Here is a 23085-nt window from a genome sequence, read left to right on the forward strand (position 1 = left end):
TTCCTGCGTTTTTCGCGAACAAGCTCGCTCCTACAAGGATCAGAACCTGAACACTTCCATATCCGTGCGGATCGGCGTGGCCATCGGCATTTTCGGCTTTTGCGGCTCTGCGGGCTTAGCCTGCGTCGGTGCCGGTTTGCGCGGTGCTTCGACAATCGGCGGCTGGTTGGCCAATGGCTTGAGGGCCACCGACAACTGTTGAGCCAAATGCTGCAACAACACGCCCTGGGCCTGAACCTGGGACGCGGTGGTCCCGGCGTGCTCTTCCTGCAGGTGCACGATGCGGCTATCGCGCACCTGGCCACGGCGGTCGATCAAGCGCCATTGCGCATCGAGGATCGCTGGCTGCGAGACGCCGGAGTCGAGCCGGGTAATGGTCAGCAGGACCTGCACATCCGGGGTGAAACCGGCGGGAGCCGGCGCAAGAACGACACGCTGGCTGTCCAGTTGACCGGCCACTTGGCGCAGCATCAGTTGATTGATGTCGGACGACAAACTGCCCGCCCAGCGACCATCGGTGGAACCTTGCAGGCTGCCGTCGTTCTGACGTTGCAGCAGGGTTTCGCGCTGCAGGTAGTCAGCTACGACCACCGGCCCCAGCAACACCGCCATGCCGGCGGCTTGTACCGGCTGAGCAGGACTTCCGCTGTCCAACTGATACAGCGACACCGGCTGGTGTGTGCTGCAACCCGCCAGCCCCAAAAGGCCAGCGAGCATGAAAATAAAAGGAAGGCGTGGAGCAGTCATCATCCCATCCAGGTGGCTGCCACAAGGCGAACCACAATGTAATACTTAAAAATAACCTAAACACGCTCGGCCACGCCGGCGCTGGAAAGGCCATATCATCCGTGAATATGCGCCATGACTCCAGCGCGAAAGCGTCGATCTACGGGTTAAATCGTAGATCGGGGGCTCTAATACGCGTTAAACGGGCGCTTCCACCAACAAAGCGTCCACACGCTGGAAGCCACGCGGCAGTTTGTTACCACGCCGACCGCGCTCGCCCTTGTAGTGCTCAAGATCGTCAGGACGCAGCGACAACGTGCGTTTGCCGGCCTGCAGCACCAGGGTCGCGCCGTCCGGGATCACGGCGATATCGGTCACGAACTCTTCGCGGCTGGCCACGCGCTCGCCGGGAATACCAATAATCTTGTTGCCCTTGCCTTTACCCAACTGCGGCAGGTCGCTGATCTTGAATACCAGCAAGCGCCCTTCGGTGGTCACCGATGCCAGCCAGTTGCTCTCGCGATCCTCCACCGGCCGCGGCAGGATCACCTTGGCATTGTTCGGCAAGCTCAACAGCGCCTTGCCCGCCTTGTTCTTGGCTTGCAGGTCTTCACCCTTGACCACGAAACCGTAACCCGCGTCGGACGCGATCACATACAACGAGTCGTCATCCGGCAGCAGCACACATTCGAAATTCGCCCCCGGCGGCGGCGTCAGGCGTCCGGTCAACGGCTCGCCCTGCCCGCGTGCGGACGGCAAGGTGTGGGCTGGCACCGAGTAACTGCGCCCCGTGGAGTCGATAAACACCGCAAACTGGTTGGAACGCCCGGCCGCAGCGGTCTTGAAGCCGTCGCCTGCCTTGTACGACAAACCAGTGGCGTCAATATCATGCCCCTTGGCGGAGCGAACCCAACCCTTTTCCGACAGAACGACGGTAATTTTCTCGTTGGGCAACAGCTCGGTTTCTGTCAGAGCCTTGGCTTCGGTGCGCTCGACGATGGGCGAGCGGCGGTCGTCGCCATAGGTTTCGGCGTCCTTGATCAGCTCACTGCGCACCAGCTTTTTGAGCTTGGCTTCGCTGCCCAGCAGGGCTTGCAGCTTGGCTTGTTCCTTGAGCAACGCGTCCTGTTCGTCGCGCAGCTTCATTTCTTCCAGTCGCGCCAACTGACGCAAGCGGGTGTCGAGGATGTAGTCGGCCTGGATCTCGCTCAGCTCGAAACGCGCGATCAGCTCGGCTTTCGGGTGTTCGGCGGTGCGGATGATGTGGATCACTTCATCCAGGTTGAGGTAGGCAATCAGCAAGCCGTCCAACAGGTGCAGGCGACGCTCGACCTTGTCCAGGCGGAATTGCAGGCGGCGGCGCACGGTCTGGACGCGGAATTCGAGCCATTCCACCAGCAGGTTGCGCAGGTTTTTCAGCTGCGGCTTGCCGTCCAGGCCGATGATGTTGACGTTGACCCGGTAGCTGGACTCCAGGTCCGTGCTGGCGAACAGATGCTGCATCAGCACTTCGTGGTCGACCCGACTGTTGGTCGGGATGATCACGATGCGGCACGGGTTTTCGTGGTCGGACTCGTCACGCAGGTCGGCGACTTGCGGCAATTTCGACGGTTTGGCCTGCATCAATGCGGCGATCTGCTCCAGCACCTTGGCGCCGGACACCTGGTGCGGCAGCGCGGTGACGATAATGTCGCCGTCTTCGACGTGGTACACGGCGCGCATGCGCACCGAGCCCTTGCCGGTTTCGTACATCTTCAGCAGGTCGGCGCGAGGCGTGATGATCTCCGCTTCGGTCGGGTAATCCGGCCCCTGGATGTGCTCGCAGAGCTGCGCCACCGTGGCCTTGGGCTCGTCCAGCAGGCGCACACAGGCGGTGGCCACTTCCCGCAGGTTGTGCGGTGGCACATCGGTGGCCATTCCGACGGCGATGCCGGTGGTGCCGTTGAGGAGAATATTCGGCAAACGTGCCGGCAACACCAGAGGTTCCTCCAGGGTACCGTCGAAGTTCGGCCCCCAGTTCGCAGTGCCCTGCCCCAATTCGCTGAGCAGCACTTCCGAATACCGCGACAGGCGCGCCTCGGTGTAACGCATGGCCGCGAACGACTTGGGATCATCCGGCGCACCCCAGTTGCCCTGGCCGTCCACCAGGGTGTAGCGGTAGCTGAACGGCTGGGCCATCAGCACCATGGCTTCGTAGCAGGCCGAGTCGCCGTGGGGGTGGAATTTGCCGAGCACGTCACCGACGGTACGCGCCGACTTCTTGTGCTTGGAATCGGCGTCCAGGCCCAACTCACTCATGGCGTAGATGATGCGCCGCTGTACGGGCTTCAGGCCGTCGCCGATATGCGGCAAGGCACGGTCCATGATCACGTACATGGAGTAGTTGAGGTAGGCATTTTCGGTGAAGTCAGCCAGCGACCGGCGTTCTACGCCATCTAAGCTGTCTGCGAGGATGTCACTCATGCGGGCCTCATCATGATGGGGTAAGGCGCAGCGGAAATGCCGCGGCGCTGATTCGATTCAAAAAAAGCGTGGTTCATGGCTGGGCGCTCCAGCCACCGGCCGGGGCGGCAAAACGATAGACCATGGGACGTTTTTCACCATCGGCGCGGGGGCCGAAATTGTTATCGATGCCCAGCCAGGCACCGTCGTCGTCAATGACCAGGGCTTCGGCCAGCCCATAGGGCTGGGCGTAGCGCCGCTCGGGCGTGAGGGTCTCGTCGGCAAACGACCAGCACCGCTCGACCTTGGCCGTGACCGTATCGCGCCGGCAAATATGGAACGCATTGCGCTCCAGGGTAAACAGTTTGCCCTTGTACAGCGCCAGGTCGGCGAAGTCCTTGGACACCGCCTTGGCATTGGGGAACTGGGCCGGCTGCATTTCCTGGCCGGCCTCACTCAATAACACGCAGGCGCCGTCGCAGTTCCAGAGGCTCTGCGGGCGCTTGATGGAAATCAGGCCGCGCCGCTCACGCTCCGCAGCCAACCAGATCTGATTGCCTTCAGGGTTGATCGCCAGGCCTTCGAACAGGGCATTGAAATGCAGCAACATGCCGCTCGCCCGGGCTTCACGCACCATGCCCGGGGCGATTTTCAACCACTCGGGAGCACCCGTCACCGGCACCTGCAGCACCGCCGCATGGGCCTCGCTGACGATGTAGCGGTTGCCAGCGGCATCGCAGGTGATGCCTTCGAAGTCCAGGTCGCCACCGCGAATGAACGAGGCGGCCTTGGTACGCGAACGCAACCCCCAGGGCAATCCGGACTCCGGCACCGGCGGCACCTCGATCTTCACCGCTTCGGCCTGCCAGGTCGGCGCGCTGATATCCAGGCGGTAGATCTGGTCGTCATCGCGGTCGGAAACCGTCCACAACGCCTTGCCACACACAGCCAGGCCCGACAGGTTACCGCCGCGCATGCCGTCTACCGGGTGTTCGGACACCAGCTTGAGCTCAGCCACGGGTGCGGCGACCGCCAGGGTAGCCGCCAGCCCGCTCAACATCAGGATCGCCAGGGCGAAACCTGTGCGCATCAGCCCAGGACCTCGGCGAGGTTGCCTTTGGATTCCAGCCAGGACTTGCGGTCCGGCGCGCGTTTCTTCGCCAGCAGCATGTCCATCATTTCCGACGTGGCGGCGAAGTCGTCCAGGGTCAACTGCACCAGGCGCCGGGTGTTCGGGTCCATGGTGGTTTCGCGCAGTTGCGGCGGGTTCATTTCACCCAGGCCTTTGAATCGCGTGACCTGTGGCTTGCCGCGTTTCTTCTCGGCCACCAGGCGGTCGAGGATGCCATCGCGCTCGGCTTCGTCCAGGGCGTAGAAAATCTCTTTACCCAGGTCGATACGGTACAGCGGCGGCATGGCGACGTAGACGTGACCGGCATCCACCAGCGGGCGGAAGTGCTGCACGAACAGCGCGCACAGCAGGGTGGCGATGTGCAGGCCGTCGGAGTCGGCGTCGGCGAGGATGCAGATTTTGCCGTAGCGCAGTTGGCTCATGTCCTCGGCGCCGGGATCGACGCCGATGGCCACGGCAATGTTGTGCACTTCCTGGCTGGCCAGCACTTCGCTGCCGTCGACTTCCCAGGTGTTGAGGATCTTGCCGCGCAACGGCAGGATCGCCTGGAATTCCTTGTCCCGCGCTTGTTTGGCGGAACCGCCGGCGGAGTCACCTTCGACCAGGAACAGTTCGGAGCGCATCGGGTCCTGTCCGGCGCAATCGGCCAGCTTGCCGGGCAGTGCCGGGCCCGCCGTAATGCGTTTGCGCTCGACCTTCTTGCTGGCCTTGAGGCGACGGCCGGCGTTGTTGATCGCCAGTTCCGCCAGGGCCAGGCCCAGTTCCGGGTGTTCGTTGAGCCACAGGCTGAACGCGTCCTTGACCACACCGGAAACAAACGCCGACGCTTCGCGGGACGACAGGCGCTCTTTGGTCTGGCCGGAGAACTGCGGCTCCTGCATTTTCATCGACAGCACGAACGCAATGCGTTCCCACACGTCTTCCGGCGCCAGCTTCACGCCGCGCGGCAACAGGCTGCGGTATTCGCAAAACTCGCGCATGGCATCCAGCAAGCCCTGGCGCAGACCGTTGACGTGGGTGCCGCCCTGGGCCGTGGGGATGAGGTTGACGTAGCTTTCCTGCACGCTGTCGCCCCCTTCGGGCAACCACAGCAACGCCCAGTCGACGGCTTCCTTGGTGCCGGCCAGGCTGCCGCAGAACGGCTCGTTGGGCAGGCGCTCGAAGTCGCTGACGGAGTCTTCCAGGTAGGAACGCAGGCCGTCCTCGTAATGCCACTCGACCTTTTCGCCGGTGCCTTTGTCTTCAAAGGTGACCAGCAGGCCCGGGCACAGCACAGCCTTGGCCTTGAGCACGTGCTTGAGGCGGCTGATGGAGAATTTCGGCGAATCGAAGTATTTCGGGTCCGGGGCGAAGTACACGCTGGTGCCGGTGTTGCGCTTGCCAACGGTGCCGATCACCTGCAGCTCGGTGGCTTTGTAGCCATCGGCGAAGGTCATCTCGTACTCGTTGCCGTCGCGCTTGACCCGCACCCGCACCAACGTCGACAGGGCGTTGACCACGGAAATACCCACACCGTGCAGGCCGCCGGAGAACTGGTAGTTCTTGTTGGAGAACTTGCCGCCGGCGTGCAGCTTGGTGAGGATCAGCTCGACGCCCGACACGCCCTCTTCCGGGTGAATGTCCACCGGCATGCCGCGACCGTCGTCGGACACTTCCAGGGAGTGGTCAGCGTGGAGAATGACATGCACCGACTTGGCGTGCCCGGCCAAGGCTTCGTCGACGCTGTTGTCGATGACTTCCTGGGCAAGGTGGTTCGGCCGACTGGTGTCGGTGTACATGCCGGGGCGTTTGCGCACCGGGTCGAGGCCCGAGAGGACTTCGATGGCGTCGGCGTTATAAGAGCTAGCGCTGGGAGTGGCCATGGGGTCTCGTCGTGAGTCGTTCGATTAAAAAGTAACCTGCGGTTTCCAAGGCAATTACAGTGCCGAGAAATCGAAGGATTGATACTGATCTGCGCCAACGCCAGCAAAGCTGAGCAGCGCCGGCAATTGCTGGGCGAACCCCTGGTAACCATGGTCGCCGCCGGCCTGGATGCGCAAGGCACAGGCCCGGTAATACTGCTGGGCGAGGCGATAATCCAGGGTTTCGTCCCCGGTCTGCAACCACACCTGATAACGCGCGGCGTCCTGGGGCGCCGGGACTTCCAGCTCGGCCAGCGCCGTGACGTGATCGTGGGTCAATTCCCAGGTTTCATCGGTGTAGAGGTTCTTCTGGGTGCCCAGGTAACCGTCGAACATCCGATGGGGGCTGACCGCCGGGTTGACCAGCAGCGCCTTGAGGCCATGGCGTTCGGCAAGATGGGTTGCATAGTAGCCGCCGAGCGAGCTGCCGACCAGCAGCGGCCGCCCCAGTTCGGCGATGGCGCCTTCCAATTGAGCGATGGCCTGGCGGGGATGGTGATGCAGGGCCGGTACGCGCAGTTGTTCGGCCAGGCCGAGGGCGTCCATCACACGGATCAACTGGCTGGCCTTGTTCGACGCCGGCGCGCTGTTGAAACCGTGGATATACAGGATCGAAGCGGACATGCCAGGCTCTCCGTGCTTGCGCCAAAAGGGCGCAGTTTACAGGTAAATCTCAGTAACCGTTGCTACCGTAATCCACCGTAAACGCGAAGCCGACCAGGCGTTCCACCCCGGTCTCCAACCGCCCGTCGGCATGCAGGCGCAGCCAGCGATAGCCCGGCGCTTGTTCGTTGACGCTGAAATCCTCGCTGCCCGGCGTGAACTGGATGCACGTCGACGGTGACGCCAGCAGGCGCACGCCGTTGCGCTCGCGGTCGATTTCCTGGTGCACATGGCCCCAGAGCAGCGCCTTGACCTGTGGGAAGCGGTCCAGCACGGCGAACAACGCATCGGGATTGCGCAGGCCGATGGGCTCCATCCATGCACAACCGATGGGTACCGGATGATGGTGGAAACACACCAGGTGATGGCGATTCGGCGCCTCGCTCAGCGCCTGGGCCAGCAGTTGTAGCTGGTCGTCCTGCAGATACCCCGGCACGGAGCCCGGCACAGCGGAATCCAGCAGGGTGATGCGCCAGTTGCCGATGTCGACCACCGGCTCCAGTAAATCGCTGTGCATGGCGGCGTGGGCCATGATCTGCGGTTCATCGTGATTGCCGGGAATCCAGCGCGCAGGCGCGGCGATAGCGGCCGTCATGTCGCGAAACTGCTGATAGGACGCCAGCGTACCGTCCTGGGACAGGTCTCCCGTGGCCAATAACAGGTCGATCCGGGGCTGCTGCTCGCGCACCAGGCCGATCACCCGCTGCAAGCTTTCACGGGTGTTCATGCCCACCAGTGTGGCGTCGGCCTCGGCAAACAGGTGACTGTCGGACAGTTGCACCAGCAACGCCGACGCATCGGGGTTCAAGGTGGATACGCTCGGCAAGGCGCTCTCCCAAAGCAATCACAGGAATGGACGGTGGGCGTGATTATGCTGGGGCAGGATACAAAGAGGAAACCTAAGGAAGCAGACGCAGTTCACATCTACCGCACGACTGCGAACTCATGACCCAGGGCCAGGCAGTGGCTCAACCATTCACCGAGGAACACATTGAGTTGTGCTTTCTCATCGGGCTGGTGCATGAACACGTTCGGGTAAGGATAGATGCTGCGAAAGCGCCGCGCATGCTCGGCGCTGATCACTTCGGCCATTCGCGCGTCGTGGTACACCTGCACCTCCAGCTGCGGCACCGGCAGCCATGGCAGGCTGTGCTCCTGGCGCACCCGCAGGGTGGTGGTGTACGGGCAGTTGACGATGACTTCCAGGGCCAGCACGCCGAGCATCTGGTCGCCATGGGTCACGCCGATGCGCCGCGCCTCGGGCGTATGGCGCATGTCGGGCAGCAGACGCATCAGCCGCGCATAGTTGGCTTCGCAAGCCGCTTGCAGCCCGATCAGGTCGACGCGATAACGTTCCCGTGCCTTTACTGCCATAACCCCCTCACTTCCGCGCGATTAAGCGCAAGCCATTGCAGGGCGATAATGCTGGCTGCGTTGGAAATCTTACCGTCGCGCACCGCTTGCAGGGCATCTTCAAATGCCCAGGTGGTGACGCGGATGTCTTCTGCTTCTTCTTCCAATCCATGGACGCCACCGACGCCGGTGCTGTCGCAACGGCCCAGGTACAGGTGTACAAATTCGGTGCTGCCGCCGGGCGACGGGAAATATTTGGTGATCGGCCACAACGCGGAGAATGTCAACCCAGCTTCCTCCTCGGCTTCGCGGTGCGCAACCTCCTCGGGTTGTTCATCCTTGTCGATCAGGCCGGCAACCATCTCGATCAGCCAGGGGTTGTCGGTACGCCCCATGGCGCCGACGCGAAACTGCTCGTTCAACACCACTTCGTCGCGCTGCGGGTCGTAGGGCAGCACGCACACGGCGTCGTGACGAACGAAGACTTCGCGGTGGATCAACCGGCTCATGCCGCCATCGAATTTTTCGTGGCGCAGTTGCACGCAATCGAGCGTGTAGAAGCCTTTGTGCGCATTGTCGCGCTGAACGACTTCGATCTTGCTCGGCGTCGATCTTGCAAAGTCCGTCATATCCCATCCTCGTTAAGCCTGCGCAATGGGCGCCATCCTAACGCGCCCATGCCCGTTGGTGCAGCCCCTTTCCAGTTGCCGGGATAGACGGCGGACGTCAAACTCACTCTAACCAGCTTAGTGGCGAACCGACTGTCTTGCCGGTAGTCGAAGCTCCACGAATTTCGCTCTTATCGACGGACGAAGACCCTACATGTCGCTTTTAAAAATCGCCTCCGTGGCGTGCATCGCATTGACCCTCGGCGCCTGCCAGAGCCTGTTCCAACCCAGCTATCGCGCCCCGCTGGAAGCCACCCGTGACGCCAGCGAGCAAAGCAAGCCGGGCTGCGCCAGCAGCGATTGCCCACTGGTGAATATCGACACCGTACACTTCGCCAAGGAGCCCAAGCTGGATGCGTTGATCGAACAGCGCCTGCTGGAAATGAGCGGCGCCAACCCACTGCCGACCAGCCTGGAGACGTATCGCGAGCAATTCCTGAAAACCGCCGCGCCCAGCAACAGCATGTACTTGCAGGCCAAGGTACGCGAGCAGCATGACGGCTTGGTGATCATCGAGTTGTCCAGCTACCTGGACCAGGGCGCCACCCACGGCGAACCGGGCCGGGCGTTCATCAACTATTCGCGCCAGCAGCAAAAAGCGCTGTCGCTGACCGACATGCTGTTGCCGGGCAAGCAAGACGCTTTCTGGAAAGCCGGCCAGGTGGCCCACAACAGTTGGTTGATCAGCACCCGCCTGAGCCTGGAACCGGAGTTCGTGAAAACCTACCCCTTCCAGAAAACCCCGAACGTGGCGCTGACCGCTGCTGGCGTGGTGCTCAAATACCCCACCAGCACCATCGCGCCGTATGCCCTGGGCCACGTCGAGCTGCAGATTCCCTACTCGCGCCTGGAAGGCATCATCAAGCCTGAGCTGGTGCCCGCTCGCCGCTGAAGGCCCGGCCCAGGATGAACTGCAACAGCCCTGCCAGCACCAGCGCCGGCAGGGTTGCGCCGATATCCGGGTACAGGTTGGCGAGCAGGTGATACGTGCCGATGCCGCCCAACCAGGCAATCAGTGCCGGCCAACGCAGAGAAGCAATCGCGCCTTGGCCACGGCGGCGCAGGATAAAGTGATCCACCAGCACCACGCCGAACAGCGGCGCAAACACCGAACCGATCAGTAACAGGAAGTTCTGGTACTGGGCCAATGGCGCAAAGCAGGCGATCAAGGTGCAGATCACCCCGATGGCCAGCGCCAGGTGCTCGACCTTCAAGCGCAACAGCATGCCGCTGGACACCGCCGCCGAGTGGATATCGGCAAAGGCGTTTTCCGACTCGTCCAACAGGATCAACAGCAGCGGAATGCCCAGGCCAGCCCCGGCCAACGCCAGCAACAGCGCATTCACTTCACCGCTGGGCGCGAACGCCAGGGTGTAGGCCACGCCCAGGCTCATCAGCCAGAAATTACCGATAAAGAACCCCAGCGCGGTGCCGCCAAACACGCTTTGGGCGCGTTTGCCGAAGCGCGAGTAGTCGGCAATCAGCGGCAGCCACGACAGCGGCATGGCGATAGCGATATCGAACCCCACGGCAAACGGCATCGAACCGTCACCGGCCTGGGCCCAGAGTGCGACGAGGTCGGCCTTGGCGAACAGGTTCCAGGTCAGCCACAGGCAGGCGGCGAGCAGCAGCCAGATCCCCCACTTGCGTAGGATCTGACGCACAAATGTCAACGGGCCGCTTACCGCCAGCAGCGTTGCCAAGCCACCGAAAAACAGCGTCCATAGCAACGGGCTGGCCAGCAGGCTGGCGTCGCTGAATGCCCGCGTGCCCAGCAGGCTGGCGGCGTCGCGCATCACGATGATTTCGAACGAGCCCCAGCCGATCAGTTGCAGCAGGTTGAGCAACGCCGGCAGGCTCGCGCCCCGGGCACCGAGGCTGAGCTTGAGCGCGGCCATGGCGGACAAGCCGGTGTCACTACCGATGACACCAACGGCGGCGAGCAACAGCACGCCGACCAGGGTACCGAGAAAAATCGCCAGCAACGCGCCGGACAAGCCCAGGCCCGGCGCGAGCAGCGCACCGGTCTGCAGGACCATCAGGCCGATGCCGAGGGAGAACCACAGGGAAAACAGGTCGCGGGCGCCGAACACGCGCTTGTCGCTCGGCACTGCGATATCCGGGGAATAGGTACTCGGTTGAATGCTCAAGGGTGTTATCTCTGAGGGGCATTTGTTGTTTGAAAGATTGCAATCGGGAGCAAGCCCCCTCCCACACTTTGAATTGCGCACACATTCAAATGTGGGAGGGGGCTTGCTCCCGATGAGGCCAGTACAGGTACCACCAATCCCGGATCAGACTTTTTTGTAGAGCTGACTGCCTTCCTGCTTGAAGCGCTCAGCCTGCTCCGCCAGGCCCTTGGCCACGTCCACATCCACCGCATCGATGCGCTGGTTGGCCGCGTACTCACGCACTTCCTGGGTGATTTTCATCGAGCAGAACTTCGGCCCGCACATCGAGCAGAAATGCGCGACCTTGGCCGAGTCTTTCGGCAGGGTTTCGTCGTGATAGGAACGCGCGGTGTCCGGGTCCAGGCCGAGGTTGAACTGGTCTTCCCAACGGAACTCGAAGCGCGCCTTGCTCAGCGCGTTATCGCGGATCTGCGCGCCCGGATGACCTTTCGCGAGATCGGCTGCATGCGCGGCGATCTTGTAGGTGATGATCCCGGTCTTCACGTCATCCTTGTTCGGCAGGCCCAGGTGCTCCTTGGGCGTGACGTAGCAGAGCATGGCGCAACCGAACCAGCCGATCATCGCCGCGCCGATGCCGGAGGTGATGTGGTCGTAGCCGGGTGCGATGTCGGTGGTCAGCGGGCCGAGGGTGTAGAACGGCGCCTCGTCGCAGCATTCGAGCTGCTTGTCCATGTTCTCCTTGATCAACTGCATCGGCACGTGGCCGGGGCCTTCGATCATGGTTTGCACGTCGTGCTTCCAGGCGATCTTGGTCAGTTCGCCGAGGGTTTCCAGCTCGCCGAACTGCGCGGCGTCGTTGGCGTCGGCAATCGAACCGGGGCGCAGGCCGTCGCCGAGGGAGAAGCTGACGTCATAGGCCTTCATGATTTCGCAGATTTCGTCGAAATGCGTGTAGGTGAAGTTCTCTTTGTGATGCGCCAGGCACCACTTGGCCATGATCGAGCCGCCACGGGAGACGATGCCGGTGACGCGCTTGGCGGTCAGTGGCACGTAGCGCAGCAGCACGCCAGCGTGGATGGTGAAGTAGTCAACGCCCTGCTCGGCCTGTTCGATCAGAGTGTCGCGGAACAGCTCCCAGGTCAGGTCTTCGGCGGCGCCGCCGACTTTTTCCAGGGCCTGGTAGATCGGTACGGTACCGATCGGCACCGGCGAGTTGCGGATGATCCATTCACGGGTTTCGTGGATGTGCTTGCCGGTGGACAGGTCCATCACCGTGTCCGAACCCCAGCGAATGCCCCAGGTGAGTTTCGCCACTTCCTCTTCGATGGACGACCCCAGGGCGCTGTTGCCGATGTTGCCGTTGATCTTCACCAGGAAGTTACGGCCGATGATCATCGGTTCGAGTTCGGTGTGGTTGATGTTGGCCGGGATGATTGCACGGCCACGGGCGATTTCTTCGCGCACGAACTCCGGGGTGATGATTTTCGGCACACTGGCGCCGAAGCTGTGGCCGGCGTGCTGCTGGTCGAGCAAGCCGCTGGCGCGGGCTTCTTCGAGCTTCATGTTTTCGCGGATGGCGACGTATTCCATCTCGGCGGTGATGATGCCTTTGCGCGCGTAGTGCATCTGCGTGACGTTGGCGCCGGCCTTGGCGCGGCGCGGGTTCTTCACGTGGGCGAAGCGCAGCGCGGTCAGTTCCGCATCGGTGAGGCGTTGCTGGCCGAAGTGCGAACTCAGGCCCGACAGGCGTTCGGTGTCGCCACGCGACTCGATCCACGGCGAGCGCACATCGCCCAGGCCTTTGCGCACATCGATGATGACGTTGGGGTCGGTGTAGGGGCCGGAGGTGTCGTAGACCACCACGGGGGCATTGATTTCACCGCCGAAATCGGTGGGGGTCACGTCCAGGCTGATTTCGCGCATCGGTACACGGATGTCCGGGCGGGTGCCTTGCACGTAGATCTTCTGCGAGCGGGTAAACGGTTGCACGGAGCCGGAGTCGACCTTGGCCGATTCACTCAAATGCACGGTATTTTTTGGTGTTGTACTCATCACGGGCTCTCCAACTATCCAGGCGGTGGATTTTTGTCGGAGCGAACCTGTGACGGATGGGTGCACTGAAAACCAGTGCTGTGCAATGCTCGGGGGTCGTTCGATAGTCGAACGCTCATCCCGGACGAAGCACAAGAGGACTCGCCGGGTGACGAGAAATCTTGTTCCCTACGCAGGCGCTAACCTGATCAGGTTCAACGGGATCCGGTATTTACCGATCTCAGCCTTCCAACAAGGCACCCCGACAAGAACGCGGCCAGTCTAGACCATGCCATGGGCAAATTGCCAATAGCGGAGCATTCAGCGTGATGAATGGCGTAATTGCAGGATTGTTGCGCCGTGGAAGCACCACTACACTCGGCTACGGCTAAAAGCTTGACGCTCTGAAACAGTGACCGTAGCCTTGGCCAACACATTATCGTCGTAATATTTACTCAGGGATCGCCTCATGCTGCGCAAACTCTCACTGGCGCTTGCCGTGTCTTGTGCGACCAACGGAATGGTCTGGGCAGCTGAAGCGCCCTTGTCCGCCAGAACCGACCTGGTCAGCGTCTATCAGGAAGCGGTGGACAACAACGCCGACCTGGCCGCCGCCCGCGCCCAATACGGCGCGCAAAAGGAAGTGGTACCCCAGGCCCGCGCCGGGTTGCTGCCGAACCTGTCGGGCGGTGCCGATATCACCAACTCGCGCACCCAGATCGATACACCCGCTGCCACCGCCAACCGCGATGCCCACGCCTGGCGCGCGACCCTGAGCCAGCCGCTGTTCCGCGCCGACCGCTGGTTCCAGCTGCAAGCGGCCGAAGCCACCAACGAACAGGCGGCGCTGCAACTCTCGGCCACCGAACAGAACCTGATCCTGCAAAGCGCCGAAAGCTACTTCGCGGTGCTGCGCGCCCAGGACAACCTGGCCTCGACCAAGGCCGAAGAAAACGCGTTCAAGCGCCAGTTGGATCAGTCCAACGAACGCTTCGACGTCGGCCTGTCGGACAAGACCGACGTGCTGCAATCCCAGGCCAGCTACGACACCGCACGGGCCAACCGTATCGTTGCGCAACGCCAGGTCGACGACGCTTTTGAAGCGCTGATCACCCTGACCAACCGCCAGTACAACTCGATCCAGGGCATTGTCCATACGCTGCCGGTGTTGCCGCCGCTGCCGAACGACGCCAAGGCCTGGGTGGAAACGGCCGGCCGCCAGAACCTTAACCTGCTGGCCAGCAACTACGCCGTCACGGCCGCCGAGGAAACCCTCAAGCAACGCAAGGCCGGCCACGCGCCGACCCTGGATGCCGTCGCCCAGTACGAAAAAGGCGACAACGACGCCCTCGGTTTCAGCAACCCGAACGCCTTCGGCACCGCCTACCACGGCCCGGTGGAGCAACGCACCATCGGCCTGCGCCTGAATATCCCGCTCTACAGCGGCGGCCTGACCAGCTCGCAAGTGCGGGAGTCCTACTCGCGCCTGGGCCAGATCGAACAGCAGCGCGAAGGCCTGCGCCGCCAGGTGGTGGAAAACACGCGCAACCTGCACCGCGCGGTGAACACCGATGTGGAGCAGGTACAGGCACGCCGCCAGTCGATCATCTCCAACCAGAGCGCAGTGGAAGCCACGGAAATCGGTTACCAGGTGGGTACGCGCAATATCGTCGACGTGCTCGACGCCCAGCGCCAGCTCTACTCGTCGGTGCGCAACTACAACAACAGCCGCTACGACTACATCCTCGACAACCTGCGTCTGAAACAGGCGGCGGGCACCCTGAACCCCGGCGACCTGCAGGACCTGACGCGTTATCTCAAGGCGGACTACAACCCGGATCGCGACTTCCTGCCACCGGACCTGGCTAAAGCCGCCGCCGAGCAACTCAAGGCCCGCCCAGGCTATTGAGTCCCCTCCCACACTTGAATCGGTAGTGCGTCAGTGAGTCATCAGGTGATCCAGTCCATCCAACAAGCGCTTCAAGGCGCCCTGGTTGGCCCGCATCACCTTGAGACCCGCCTGCGCCATGCGCTGTGCATCCTGCGGCAACTCGAACAGTTGCCGCACGGCCTCAGCCAGCCCCTCAGCATCATCCACCTCTCGTAATGCCCCGGCGTCGCGCATCATCGCGGTGATTTCGAGGAAGTTGAACACGTGGGGCCCCATGATCACCGGCTTGGCCAGCGCCGCCGGCTCCAGCGGGTTATGTCCACCGGTCGCCACCAGGCTGCCGCCGACGAAGGCGCTGTCCGCCAAGGCATACAAAAACAGCAGCTCGCCCATGGTATCGCCGAGCAGTACCGAGGTCTGCGCGGTGACGGGCTCGCCGCTGGAACGGCGCACCGTGGCAAAACCCTGTTGCGTGCACAGCTCGAACATCGGGCCGAAACGTTCCTGGTGACGCGGCACCAGAATCAGCAGTGCATTGGGATAGCTGTCGAGCAATCGGCGATGGGCCGCGAGCACCACCTCATCTTCACCTTCATGGGTACTGGCGGCGATCCAGACCGGTCGCTCGCTGGCGCCCCATTGCTCGCGCAGGGCGGCGGCGCGCGCAGGTAGCTCGGGGTCGATGGTCAGGTCGAATTTGATCGAGCCGGTGACCTGCACGGTTTGCGGCCGCGCGCCCAGGCTCAGGAAACGCTGGGCCTCGGTTTCGGTCTGCACGGCGAACAGGCTCATTTGCGCCAGCATCGGCGCCGTCAACTTGGCGAAGCGCGCATAGCCCTTGGCGGAACGCGCCGACAATCGCGCATTGGCCAGCGCCACCGGAATACCGCGCTGGGCGCAGGCGTGGATATGGTTGGGCCACAGCTCGGTTTCCATGATCACCGCCAGCCTGGGCTGTACCCGGTCGAGAAAACGCTTGGCCGCACAGGGCAAATCGTAGGGCAGGTAACAGTGCTGGATGCGCGGCTCGCTGGCGAACAACGCCTGGATGCGCTCGGAGCCGGTGGGCGTCATGCAGGTGACGGTGATCGGCAACTGCGGATAACGCGCCAGCAGCGCGCGAATCATCGGCGCGGCGGCGATGCTTTCGCCCACGGACACGGCATGCACCCAGATGCCGCCCGGCTGCATCGGCGGCAAGCCATAGGAAAACCGCTCGCCGATGCGCTTGGCATAGGCCGGCGCCTTGCGCGCACGCAGCCACAGACGTAAAGCCACCAACGGCAGCGCCAGGTAAAACAGACAGCTGTAGAGAGTTCTATTCATGGCGGCGGAGTTTATCGGCTTTTTCAGTCGATCGCCTGCAAGCGCTCGGCAAAACGTTCGGCGAGAAAGCGCGCGGCGGGGCCGAGGTGCTCGTCGCGCCGCCAGACCAGTTCCACCACCAGGGCCGGCGGCGTCCATTCGCTGTCCAGTTCCACCATCTGCTGCTGATAGGTCGGGTATTGCACGATATGCCGGGGCAGCCAGGCCCAGCCCAGGCCGCTCATCAACCATTCGGCCAATACGTAGAAACTGTCGGCGCGCCACACCAATGGGCTGGCCGCTTCGCTGCCGGGGTAGACGCTGGTCTGGGTCGACATCAACAACTGGCGAAACTGCGCCAGGCGCTGGCACGTCACGTACCGGTCCTTGGCCAGCGGGTGGTTCACGCCGCACACCGTGACCATCTCCACACTGCCCACCACGCGCCGCTCCAGGGCTTCGGGGATCTGGTCGTGATAGAACAACAGGCCCAGGTCGGCCTTGCGCTCCACCAACTTGCGCGCCACATCGCCCTGGGCGGCGCTGGACAGCTGCACTTCCAACAACGGGTATTGCCCCGCCAGCGCCTCCAGGCTATCGAGTATCGGCTGGAACAACATCGCCTCATCCTGGGCCAGACGCAGGCAGGCTTCCTCGCCGCGGGTCAAGGACAGCGCCCGGCCATTGAGGCGTTCACACTGGCGCAGCACTTCGCGTGCTTCCTCCAGCAACACGCTGCCGGCTTCGGTCAGGCGTGGCTGGCGGCCGCTGCTGCGCTCGAACAGGCTGATGCCCAAGTCGGCTTCCAGCAGGGCAATCGCGTTGCTGACCGCCGACTGCGCCTTGCGCTGCTCGCGCGCCACCGCCGAAAACGAACGCTGTTCGGCGACGCCGACAAACAGGCGCATCTGTTCCAGGTTCCATTGCACGCTCATGGCTCAACCCATCTCAAATTCGGATAGGTAATGACTTTACCCCATCTGACCAATCGCTAAAATGCCAACCTTTGTAGGCGCTCGCGCCTACAGTGCCGGTCTACTCCGAGGATTGCCCCATGAATGTCGCCTACTACTACCTGGCTATCGCCATCTGCTCGGAAGTGATCGCCACCGTGTCCATGAAAGCCATCAAGGGCTGGAGCACGCCGATCCCGCTGCTGCTGGTGATCGTCGGCTATGGCGTGGCCTTCTGGATGCTGACCCTAGTGGTGCGCACCGTGCCGGTGGGCGTGGCCTACGCGGTGTGGGCCGGGATGGGCATCGTGATGGTGAGCATCGCGGCACTGTTTATCTATGGGCAGAAGCTCGATGTGCCGGCGATGCTGGGCATGGGCCTGATCGTGCTGGGCGTAGTGGTGATTCAACTGTTCTCGAAAACCGCCGGGCACTGACCGTCACTCAACAGCCTGTATACTGCGACTCTTGTCTTGAACACTGAGGTCGCCCATGCCATCCGTTATTTCCACCGACGTGCTGATTGTCGGCGCCGGAGTTGCCGGCCTCTGGCTGAATGCACGCCTGCGTCGCCAGGGCTTTTCCACGGTGCTGGTGGAAAACGCCACCCTGGGTGGCGGGCAAAGCGTGAAGTCTCAGGGAATCATCCACGGCGGCGCGAAATACGCCCTGCACGGCGCGCTCACCGGCGCCTCCGAAGCCATTGCCGATATGCCGCGCCGCTGGCGCGAAGCCCTGGCCGGCGACGGTGAGCTGGACCTGTCTGGCGTGCGCGTGTTGTCCGAAGCCCATTACCTGTGGTCCCCGGGCACCCTCGCCGGCAACCTCACCAGCTTCTTCGCGAGCAAGGCGGTGCGTGGCCGCGTCGATCAGGTCAAGGGCGACGACCTGCCGCCGGCCCTGCAGGACCGTCGCTTCAAGGGCAAGGTGTATCGCCTGGCGGAATTGGTCATCGACGTGCCCAGCCTGATCCAACGCCTGGCGCAACTGGGCGGTGATGGCCTGCTCGCCGGGCAACACATCGAACCGCTGCTCGAAGGCGACACGCTGCTGGGGTTGAAGGTGGATGGCCGCGAGATCCGTGTCCAGCGCATCGTGCTGAGCGCCGGCGGCGGCACCGCTGACCTGTTGGCGAGCCTGGGTCTGAGCCAGCCGGCCATGCAAAAGCGCCCGCTGCACATGATCATCGCCAAAGGCCCCGGCCTGAAGCCGCTGTACGCCCACTGCCTGGGCGGCGGCACCAAGCCACGCATCACCGTCACCACCCACCCCGCCGCCGACGGCAACTGGGTGTGGTACCTGGGCGGCGACATTGCCGAGGCGGATGGCGTGGCGCGCACACCTGAAGAACAGATCGCCACCGCGCAAAAAGAGCTGGCACAACTGCTGCCGTGGATCGACATGAGCCAGACCCAGTGGGCCACCCTGCGCGTCGACCGCGCCGAGCCGCTGCAATCGGGCATGACCCGCCCGGACAACGCCTTCGTGGCCGAACAAGGCCGCCTGCTGGTGGGCTGGCCGACCAAGCTGGCCCTGGCGCCGGACTTCGCCGATCGGGTGATCAACGCCCTGGAACGCGACGGCATCCGCCCGAGCGTGTCCGCCCCGCTGCCCGACCTGCCCAAACCCGCCATCGGCGTTCCGGCCTGGGAGCAACTACTGCCATGAGCCTGCCCACCCTGCACGACCTGTATCGGCCCCTGGGCAGCACCGGCCTGCTGGTTTCGCCGCTGGGCCTGGGCACGGTCAAGCTGGGCCGCGACCAGGGGGTGAAATACCCCAGCGGTTTCCAGATTCCCGACGACGACGAAGCACGCATGCTGCTGCGTCAGGCCCGCCAGTTGGGGATCAACCTGATCGACACCGCGCCGGCCTACGGGACGAGCGAGGAGCGCCTGGGGCCGCTGTTGCGGGGCCAGCGCCAGGACTGGGTGATTGTCAGCAAGGTCGGCGAGGAGTTTGAAGCCGGCGTGTCCCGTCACGACTTCAGCGCGGCCCATACCCGGATGTCGATCGAACGCAGCTTGAAGCGACTGGAAACGGACTTTATCGACCTGGTGCTGGTGCATTCCGATGGCAACGACCTGCACATCCTCAATGACTGCGAGGTCTACGAGACCCTGGCGCAGTTGAAAAAGGAAGGCAAGATCCGTGGTTTCGGTTTCTCTGGCAAAACCGTCGAGGGCGGCGTGAAGGCTCTGGAACAGGGTGATTGCGCGATGGTCACCTACAATCTGAACGAACAGGCCGAAAAAGCCGTCATTGATTATGCGGCGACCCATGGCAAAGGCATCCTGGTAAAAAAGGCCCTGGCCAGCGGCCACGTGTGCCTTGCGCCGGGAGTGGACCCGGTTCGTGCCAGCTTCACCTTGTTGTTTGCGCAAACCGGCGTCGCCAGTGCTATTGTCGGGACCATCAATCCGCTGCACCTGGCCCATAACGTGGCGACCGCTGCCCAAGTCATTCGTCAACGCTGATGCCGCCGACGCGGCCGACCCCGTCGCAGGAAGGAGCCGACATGCCGCGAACGCTCATAAGAAAGAACCCCAGCAACTTCAAGACACTGCCGCTGCACGTCGAAGCCACACCCGAAGGCCTGAGCTACCAGAGCGTGGGCATGCCGCTCAACTTCGCCCAGACCCTGCAACGGCGCAAGCCGGTGGATGTCGCAGACTCCGAGCGTTTTGTGCTCGAACTGGCGAACCTCGGCGTGTCGGTGCGCCTGACCCTGCATTGGCAAAACAAGGATTACTGGGTGCTGGTACGCCAGCGTCGCCAGGACCGTGGCGATGTGGTGCTCAAGCTGATCTCCGGCTACGTTCCCGCCCATGAACTGAACCTGCCGCTGCACACCGCCATCCAGGAGATAGCCGAGGAATGCTTGCTGGAGACGCCCGAAGGCTGGCTCAGCGGGCGCTTTAACGACACCTGGCTGCCAGCGCCCTACGCAGCCGCGCTGCATTATCGCGAGGCCCTGCCGTTTCGCTTGAGCCCCCTGTCCGGCGCCGCCCGCCCGGTGCGCTGCGCCACCACTCAACTGATCGAGCGCCCGCGCGCCTACGTGCACCTGCCGACCGCCTCGCTGCAATTGATCTACGATTTGCGCCTGGAAGTACCGAAGGAAGCCAAATCCCTGAGCCTGTTCCATGTGGATGAACGACTCGAAGGCGACCAACTGGTGGCGCGCCTGGACCGTCAGCGTCCGGACCTGTACCTGATGCCACTCAAAGACGGCCAGCCCCTCGCCGAGTTGTACACCATGAAGAAAGACCAACTGTATCCCGCCAGCACACGGGGGCTGTACCTGGCCGAAAGCTTCGCCCGCCAGGAAGGCTGGCTGGTGCGTGAGGAGCGTATTCGCTGGAAGGATTGGCTCAGGCAGCAAGGCCTGGCGGAGCCTGAGAAAGAGTCGAAACTCAAGCGCCTGACCGGCAAGGCGCGGCAGATGCTGCGCAAGATCGTGCCGACGAAAAAAGCCAGCCGCTGACGACTCCTACAAGTACGGGCACCGGGGAAACGTTCAGGCGTTGAGCAGACGCTCCAGGCCCACGGCCAACGGCGTGGGTTCGGGCAGTTTGAAACTGGCCAGCAACCGTTGGTTATTCGCCCGCGAATGCCGGATATCCCCCGACCGTGCCGACCCGTAAGTCACGGCAGGCAATGCGCCCACCGCTTCTTCCAATGCCTGCAGCACTTGCTTGAGGGTGGTGGTGCGGTTCCAGCCGACGTTGATCGCACCCAAGGGCGCATCGGCGGCTTCGATAGCCTGCACCAACACGCCCACCAGGTCTTCCACATACATGAAGTCGCGGGTTTGCTCGCCGTCGCCGAACACGGTGATCGGCAAGCCCTGCTGGGCACGTTCGCTGAAGATGCTGATCACGCCGGAATACGGCGAAGACGGGTCCTGGCGCGGCCCGAAGATATTGAAGAAGCGGAAAATCACCGGCTCCAGTCCATGCTGGCGACGGTAGAAATCCAAGTAATACTCGCCGGCCAACTTGTCGGAGGCATAGGGCGTCAAGGGCGCCTTGGCGGTGTCTTCGTCGATCGAAGCGCCTTCGCCGTTATTGCCATACACCGCAGCACTGGACGCGAACACCACGCGCTTGACCCCGGCCTTGCGCATGGCTTCGCAGACATTCAAGGTGCCGACGAAATTGCTCTGGTGCGTGCTGACCGGATCATCCACCGACGCCTGCACCGACGCCACCGCCGCCAGGTGCACCACCGCCGTCACGCCGATGGCGGCGCGCGCCACCTGCTCGGCGTCGGCGACATCGCCTTCCAGCAATTCGACGCGAGGATTGTCCAGCGGCAGGTTGCTGCGCTTGCCGGTGGACAGGTTATCCAGCACCCGCACCGCATAGCCTTTGGCGAGCAGCGCATCGACCAAGTGCGAGCCAATGAAGCCGGCACCGCCGGTGATCAGGACGCGCTTCTCGGCTTCACTCATTGTTGCGAATCTTCTCGACGATGGCGGTGGTCGAGCTGTTCTCGACCAACCCGAGGACTTTGACCTTGCCGCCGTAGGCGGTGACGATATCGGCGCCGACTACCTGGTCGACGGAATAGTCGCCGCCCTTGACCAGTACGTCGGGCTTGACCAGGGCCAGCAGGTTTTCCGGGGTCGCTTCCGGGAAGCTGATCACCCAATCCACCGCGCCCAGGCCGGCCAGGACCGCCATGCGTCGGTCAACGCTGTTGATCGGACGACCCGGGCCCTTGAGGCGGCTGACCGATGCGTCATCGTTGACCGCGACGATCAGGCGATCGCCTTGGGCGCGCGCCTGTTCCAGATATGTCACGTGGCCGGCGTGCAGGATGTCGAAGCAGCCATTGGTGAACACAATGCTTTCGTGATGGGCCCGCGCATCGTCAATCGCCAGTAGCAATTGCTCGATGGTCAGCACGCCACGTTCCGAACCTTCGGAGCGCTGGATCGCGCGGCGCAACTCGGGGGCGCTGATGGCCGCGGTCCCCAGCTTGCCGACCACGATGCCCGCTGCCAGGTTGGCCAGGGCCACGGCGTGGGGCAGTTCTTCGCCGGCCGCGATGGAGGCGGCCAGGGTGGAAATCACGGTGTCGCCGGCGCCGGTCACGTCGAACACTTCACGGGCCCGCGCCGGCAGGTGCATCGCCGGATAGCCCGGGCGCAGCAGGGTCATGCCGTGCTCGCCACGGGTCACCAGCAAGGCGCCCAGGTCGAGGTCGGCCATCAGCGCCGCGCCCTTGGTCACCAGTTCGAGCTCATCGGCGCAACCGCCGACGATGGCTTCGAACTCGCTGAGGTTCGGCGTGATCAGGCTGGCGCCTCGATAAATCGAGAAGTCCTTGCCCTTGGGATCAGCCAGTACCGGAATGTTACGGGCCTTGGCGGCCTGGATCAGCGCCTGGTGGTTCTTCAGGGCGCCTTTGCCATAGTCGGACAGCACCAGCACCTTGATGCCTTCGAGCAACTCATCGACCTGCGCACTGAGAGCCAGGGCGTCGGTGGCGAAGGGTTCTTCAAAATCGATACGCAGCAATTGCTGGTGACGGCTCATGACCCGCAGCTTGACGATGGTCGGCTGATGGGCGATGCGCTGGAACAGTGCACGCACGCCGGCGCCGCGCAGGCTGTTGGCCAGGCTGTCGGCGGCTTCGTCGTCGCCGGTCACTCCGACCAGGGAGGCCGGGGCGCCGAGGGCGGCAATATTGAGGGCAACGTTGGCAGCGCCGCCTGGACGGTCTTCGATTTGCTCGACCTTGACGACCGGCACCGGCGCCTCAGGGGAAATCCGTGAGGTACCGCCATGCCAGTAACGGTCGAGCATGACATCGCCGACCACCAAGACAGGGGCTTGATCGAATCGCGGCATGGACAACTTCATGGAGCAACCCACATA

20 protein-coding genes and 1 riboswitch are annotated in these 23085 nt (G+C 63.2%); of the genes, 6 read left to right on the forward strand and 14 right to left on the reverse strand.

The window, feature by feature from the left end; all coding sequences use genetic code 11:
- Positions 1–39: 39 nt before the first annotated feature.
- From ACLH0J_RS01020 to ACLH0J_RS01055, 8 genes are all read right to left on the reverse strand, one after another.
- On the reverse strand, positions 40–747 hold the full coding sequence (locus ACLH0J_RS01020) for a membrane integrity-associated transporter subunit PqiC (RefSeq protein ID WP_411390515.1): 708 nt from the start codon (positions 745–747) through the stop codon (positions 40–42).
- A gap of 177 nt (positions 748–924) precedes the next feature.
- The gene (parC, locus tag ACLH0J_RS01025; protein ID WP_411390516.1) at positions 925–3189 is read right to left on the reverse strand and encodes a DNA topoisomerase IV subunit A; all 2265 of its coding nucleotides are present in this window, start codon (positions 3187–3189) and stop codon (positions 925–927) included.
- Positions 3190–3262: 73 nt separating this feature from the next.
- Positions 3263–4258 (reverse strand): esterase-like activity of phytase family protein, encoded by a 996-nt coding sequence (locus tag ACLH0J_RS01030; RefSeq protein ID WP_411390517.1) that lies wholly within the window; start codon positions 4256–4258, stop codon positions 3263–3265.
- Positions 4258–6162 carry a DNA topoisomerase IV subunit B gene (parE, locus tag ACLH0J_RS01035; protein WP_411390518.1) on the reverse strand — a complete coding sequence of 635 codons (1905 nt, stop codon included), beginning with the start codon at positions 6160–6162 and terminating at the stop codon, positions 4258–4260. The genes ACLH0J_RS01030 and parE overlap by 1 nt, the downstream gene beginning before the upstream one ends.
- Positions 6163–6216: 54 nt before the next feature.
- Positions 6217–6825 carry a YqiA/YcfP family alpha/beta fold hydrolase gene (locus tag ACLH0J_RS01040; RefSeq protein WP_411390519.1) on the reverse strand — a complete coding sequence of 203 codons (609 nt, stop codon included), beginning with the start codon at positions 6823–6825 and terminating at the stop codon, positions 6217–6219.
- 49 nt (positions 6826–6874) lie between these two features.
- The gene (gene cpdA / locus ACLH0J_RS01045) at positions 6875–7690 is read right to left on the reverse strand and encodes a 3',5'-cyclic-AMP phosphodiesterase (RefSeq protein WP_411390520.1); all 816 of its coding nucleotides are present in this window, start codon (positions 7688–7690) and stop codon (positions 6875–6877) included.
- 98 nt (positions 7691–7788) lie between these two features.
- The gene (locus ACLH0J_RS01050) at positions 7789–8238 is read right to left on the reverse strand and encodes a DUF1249 domain-containing protein (RefSeq protein WP_411390521.1); all 450 of its coding nucleotides are present in this window, start codon (positions 8236–8238) and stop codon (positions 7789–7791) included.
- The gene (locus ACLH0J_RS01055; protein ID WP_411390522.1) at positions 8229–8846 is read right to left on the reverse strand and encodes an NUDIX domain-containing protein; all 618 of its coding nucleotides are present in this window, start codon (positions 8844–8846) and stop codon (positions 8229–8231) included. The genes ACLH0J_RS01050 and ACLH0J_RS01055 overlap by 10 nt, the downstream gene beginning before the upstream one ends.
- A gap of 193 nt (positions 8847–9039) precedes the next feature.
- On the opposite strand from ACLH0J_RS01055, the gene ACLH0J_RS01060 reads away from it, so the two are divergent.
- Positions 9040–9777 carry an RsiV family protein gene (locus ACLH0J_RS01060; protein ID WP_411390523.1) on the forward strand — a complete coding sequence of 246 codons (738 nt, stop codon included), beginning with the start codon at positions 9040–9042 and terminating at the stop codon, positions 9775–9777.
- Here ACLH0J_RS01060 and cytX read toward each other — a convergent pair.
- Together cytX and thiC are read right to left on the reverse strand one after the other, a co-directional pair.
- Positions 9746–11035 carry a putative hydroxymethylpyrimidine transporter CytX gene (gene cytX / locus ACLH0J_RS01065; protein ID WP_411390524.1) on the reverse strand — a complete coding sequence of 430 codons (1290 nt, stop codon included), beginning with the start codon at positions 11033–11035 and terminating at the stop codon, positions 9746–9748. The two genes, ACLH0J_RS01060 and cytX, sit on opposite strands and share 32 nt — an antisense overlap.
- A gap of 144 nt (positions 11036–11179) precedes the next feature.
- The gene (gene thiC, locus ACLH0J_RS01070; RefSeq protein ID WP_010563298.1) at positions 11180–13069 is read right to left on the reverse strand and encodes a phosphomethylpyrimidine synthase ThiC; all 1890 of its coding nucleotides are present in this window, start codon (positions 13067–13069) and stop codon (positions 11180–11182) included.
- A 148-nt stretch (positions 13070–13217) separates the two neighbouring features.
- Positions 13218–13323, reverse strand: a riboswitch (TPP riboswitch).
- A gap of 194 nt (positions 13324–13517) precedes the next feature.
- Between thiC and ACLH0J_RS01075 the strand changes: the two genes are divergently transcribed.
- Positions 13518–14957: a TolC family outer membrane protein gene (locus ACLH0J_RS01075; RefSeq protein ID WP_010563297.1), complete on the forward strand. Its 1440-nt coding sequence runs from the start codon at positions 13518–13520 to the stop codon at positions 14955–14957.
- Between the two features lie 30 nt (positions 14958–14987).
- Here ACLH0J_RS01075 and waaA read toward each other — a convergent pair whose 3' ends face one another.
- Together waaA and ACLH0J_RS01085 are read right to left on the reverse strand one after the other, a co-directional pair.
- Positions 14988–16265 carry a lipid IV(A) 3-deoxy-D-manno-octulosonic acid transferase gene (waaA, locus tag ACLH0J_RS01080; protein WP_411390525.1) on the reverse strand — a complete coding sequence of 426 codons (1278 nt, stop codon included), beginning with the start codon at positions 16263–16265 and terminating at the stop codon, positions 14988–14990.
- 23 nt (positions 16266–16288) lie between these two features.
- Entirely contained in the window at positions 16289–17179 is an 891-nt protein-coding gene (locus ACLH0J_RS01085) for a LysR family transcriptional regulator (RefSeq protein ID WP_411390526.1), read from the reverse strand.
- Positions 17180–17298: 119 nt separating this feature from the next.
- On the opposite strand from ACLH0J_RS01085, the gene ACLH0J_RS01090 reads away from it, so the two are divergent.
- From ACLH0J_RS01090 to ACLH0J_RS01105, 4 genes are read left to right on the forward strand one after another with little or no spacing between them, the layout of a single operon-like run.
- Positions 17299–17634 (forward strand): DMT family transporter, encoded by a 336-nt coding sequence (locus ACLH0J_RS01090; RefSeq protein ID WP_411390527.1) that lies wholly within the window; start codon positions 17299–17301, stop codon positions 17632–17634.
- A gap of 55 nt (positions 17635–17689) precedes the next feature.
- A complete protein-coding gene (locus ACLH0J_RS01095; RefSeq protein WP_411390528.1) occupies positions 17690–18865 on the forward strand; it encodes an NAD(P)/FAD-dependent oxidoreductase in 1176 nt (391 codons plus the stop codon).
- Positions 18862–19674 carry an aldo/keto reductase gene (locus tag ACLH0J_RS01100; RefSeq protein WP_411390529.1) on the forward strand — a complete coding sequence of 271 codons (813 nt, stop codon included), beginning with the start codon at positions 18862–18864 and terminating at the stop codon, positions 19672–19674. The genes ACLH0J_RS01095 and ACLH0J_RS01100 overlap by 4 nt, the downstream gene beginning before the upstream one ends.
- A 41-nt stretch (positions 19675–19715) precedes the next feature.
- Entirely contained in the window at positions 19716–20684 is a 969-nt protein-coding gene (locus tag ACLH0J_RS01105; protein ID WP_411390530.1) for a metal ABC transporter ATPase, read from the forward strand.
- 33 nt (positions 20685–20717) lie between these two features.
- Here the strand turns inward: ACLH0J_RS01105 and ACLH0J_RS01110 are convergent, their stop codons facing one another.
- Both ACLH0J_RS01110 and hldE read right to left on the reverse strand, forming a co-directional pair.
- Positions 20718–21653, reverse strand: coding sequence for an NAD-dependent epimerase/dehydratase family protein (locus ACLH0J_RS01110; protein ID WP_411390531.1), 936 nt, complete (start codon positions 21651–21653; stop codon positions 20718–20720).
- The gene (hldE, locus tag ACLH0J_RS01115) at positions 21646–23070 is read right to left on the reverse strand and encodes a bifunctional D-glycero-beta-D-manno-heptose-7-phosphate kinase/D-glycero-beta-D-manno-heptose 1-phosphate adenylyltransferase HldE (RefSeq protein ID WP_411390532.1); all 1425 of its coding nucleotides are present in this window, start codon (positions 23068–23070) and stop codon (positions 21646–21648) included. The genes ACLH0J_RS01110 and hldE overlap by 8 nt, the downstream gene beginning before the upstream one ends.
- Positions 23071–23085: the final 15 nt, after the last annotated feature.

Origin of the sequence: Pseudomonas sp. MPB23 (assembly GCF_046605395.1) — a bacterium.
Classification (GTDB): Bacteria; Pseudomonadota; Gammaproteobacteria; order Pseudomonadales; family Pseudomonadaceae; genus Aquipseudomonas.

Excerpts from the sequence above, each read along its gene's own strand:
- ACLH0J_RS01040 (WP_411390519.1), bottom strand. The coding sequence starts at position 6,825 with ATGTCCGCTTCGATCCTGTATATCCACGGTTTCAACAGCGCGCCGGCG.
- parC (WP_411390516.1), bottom strand. The coding sequence starts at position 3,189 with ATGAGTGACATCCTCGCAGACAGCTTAGATGGCGTAGAACGCCGGTCG.
- parE (WP_411390518.1), bottom strand. The coding sequence starts at position 6,162 with ATGGCCACTCCCAGCGCTAGCTCTTATAACGCCGACGCCATCGAAGTC.
- waaA (WP_411390525.1), bottom strand. The coding sequence starts at position 16,265 with ATGAATAGAACTCTCTACAGCTGTCTGTTTTACCTGGCGCTGCCGTTG.
- thiC (WP_010563298.1), bottom strand. The coding sequence starts at position 13,069 with ATGAGTACAACACCAAAAAATACCGTGCATTTGAGTGAATCGGCCAAG.
- ACLH0J_RS01095 (WP_411390528.1), top strand. The coding sequence starts at position 17,690 with ATGCCATCCGTTATTTCCACCGACGTGCTGATTGTCGGCGCCGGAGTT.
- hldE (WP_411390532.1), bottom strand. The coding sequence starts at position 23,070 with ATGAAGTTGTCCATGCCGCGATTCGATCAAGCCCCTGTCTTGGTGGTC.
- ACLH0J_RS01030 (WP_411390517.1), bottom strand. The coding sequence starts at position 4,258 with ATGCGCACAGGTTTCGCCCTGGCGATCCTGATGTTGAGCGGGCTGGCG.
- ACLH0J_RS01055 (WP_411390522.1), bottom strand. The coding sequence starts at position 8,846 with ATGACGGACTTTGCAAGATCGACGCCGAGCAAGATCGAAGTCGTTCAG.
- ACLH0J_RS01100 (WP_411390529.1), top strand. The coding sequence starts at position 18,862 with ATGAGCCTGCCCACCCTGCACGACCTGTATCGGCCCCTGGGCAGCACC.
- ACLH0J_RS01060 (WP_411390523.1), top strand. The coding sequence starts at position 9,040 with ATGTCGCTTTTAAAAATCGCCTCCGTGGCGTGCATCGCATTGACCCTC.
- ACLH0J_RS01110 (WP_411390531.1), bottom strand. The coding sequence starts at position 21,653 with ATGAGTGAAGCCGAGAAGCGCGTCCTGATCACCGGCGGTGCCGGCTTC.
- ACLH0J_RS01050 (WP_411390521.1), bottom strand. The coding sequence starts at position 8,238 with ATGGCAGTAAAGGCACGGGAACGTTATCGCGTCGACCTGATCGGGCTG.
- ACLH0J_RS01020 (WP_411390515.1), bottom strand. The coding sequence starts at position 747 with ATGACTGCTCCACGCCTTCCTTTTATTTTCATGCTCGCTGGCCTTTTG.
- ACLH0J_RS01090 (WP_411390527.1), top strand. The coding sequence starts at position 17,299 with ATGAATGTCGCCTACTACTACCTGGCTATCGCCATCTGCTCGGAAGTG.
- ACLH0J_RS01075 (WP_010563297.1), top strand. The coding sequence starts at position 13,518 with ATGCTGCGCAAACTCTCACTGGCGCTTGCCGTGTCTTGTGCGACCAAC.
- ACLH0J_RS01085 (WP_411390526.1), bottom strand. The coding sequence starts at position 17,179 with ATGAGCGTGCAATGGAACCTGGAACAGATGCGCCTGTTTGTCGGCGTC.
- ACLH0J_RS01105 (WP_411390530.1), top strand. The coding sequence starts at position 19,716 with ATGCCGCGAACGCTCATAAGAAAGAACCCCAGCAACTTCAAGACACTG.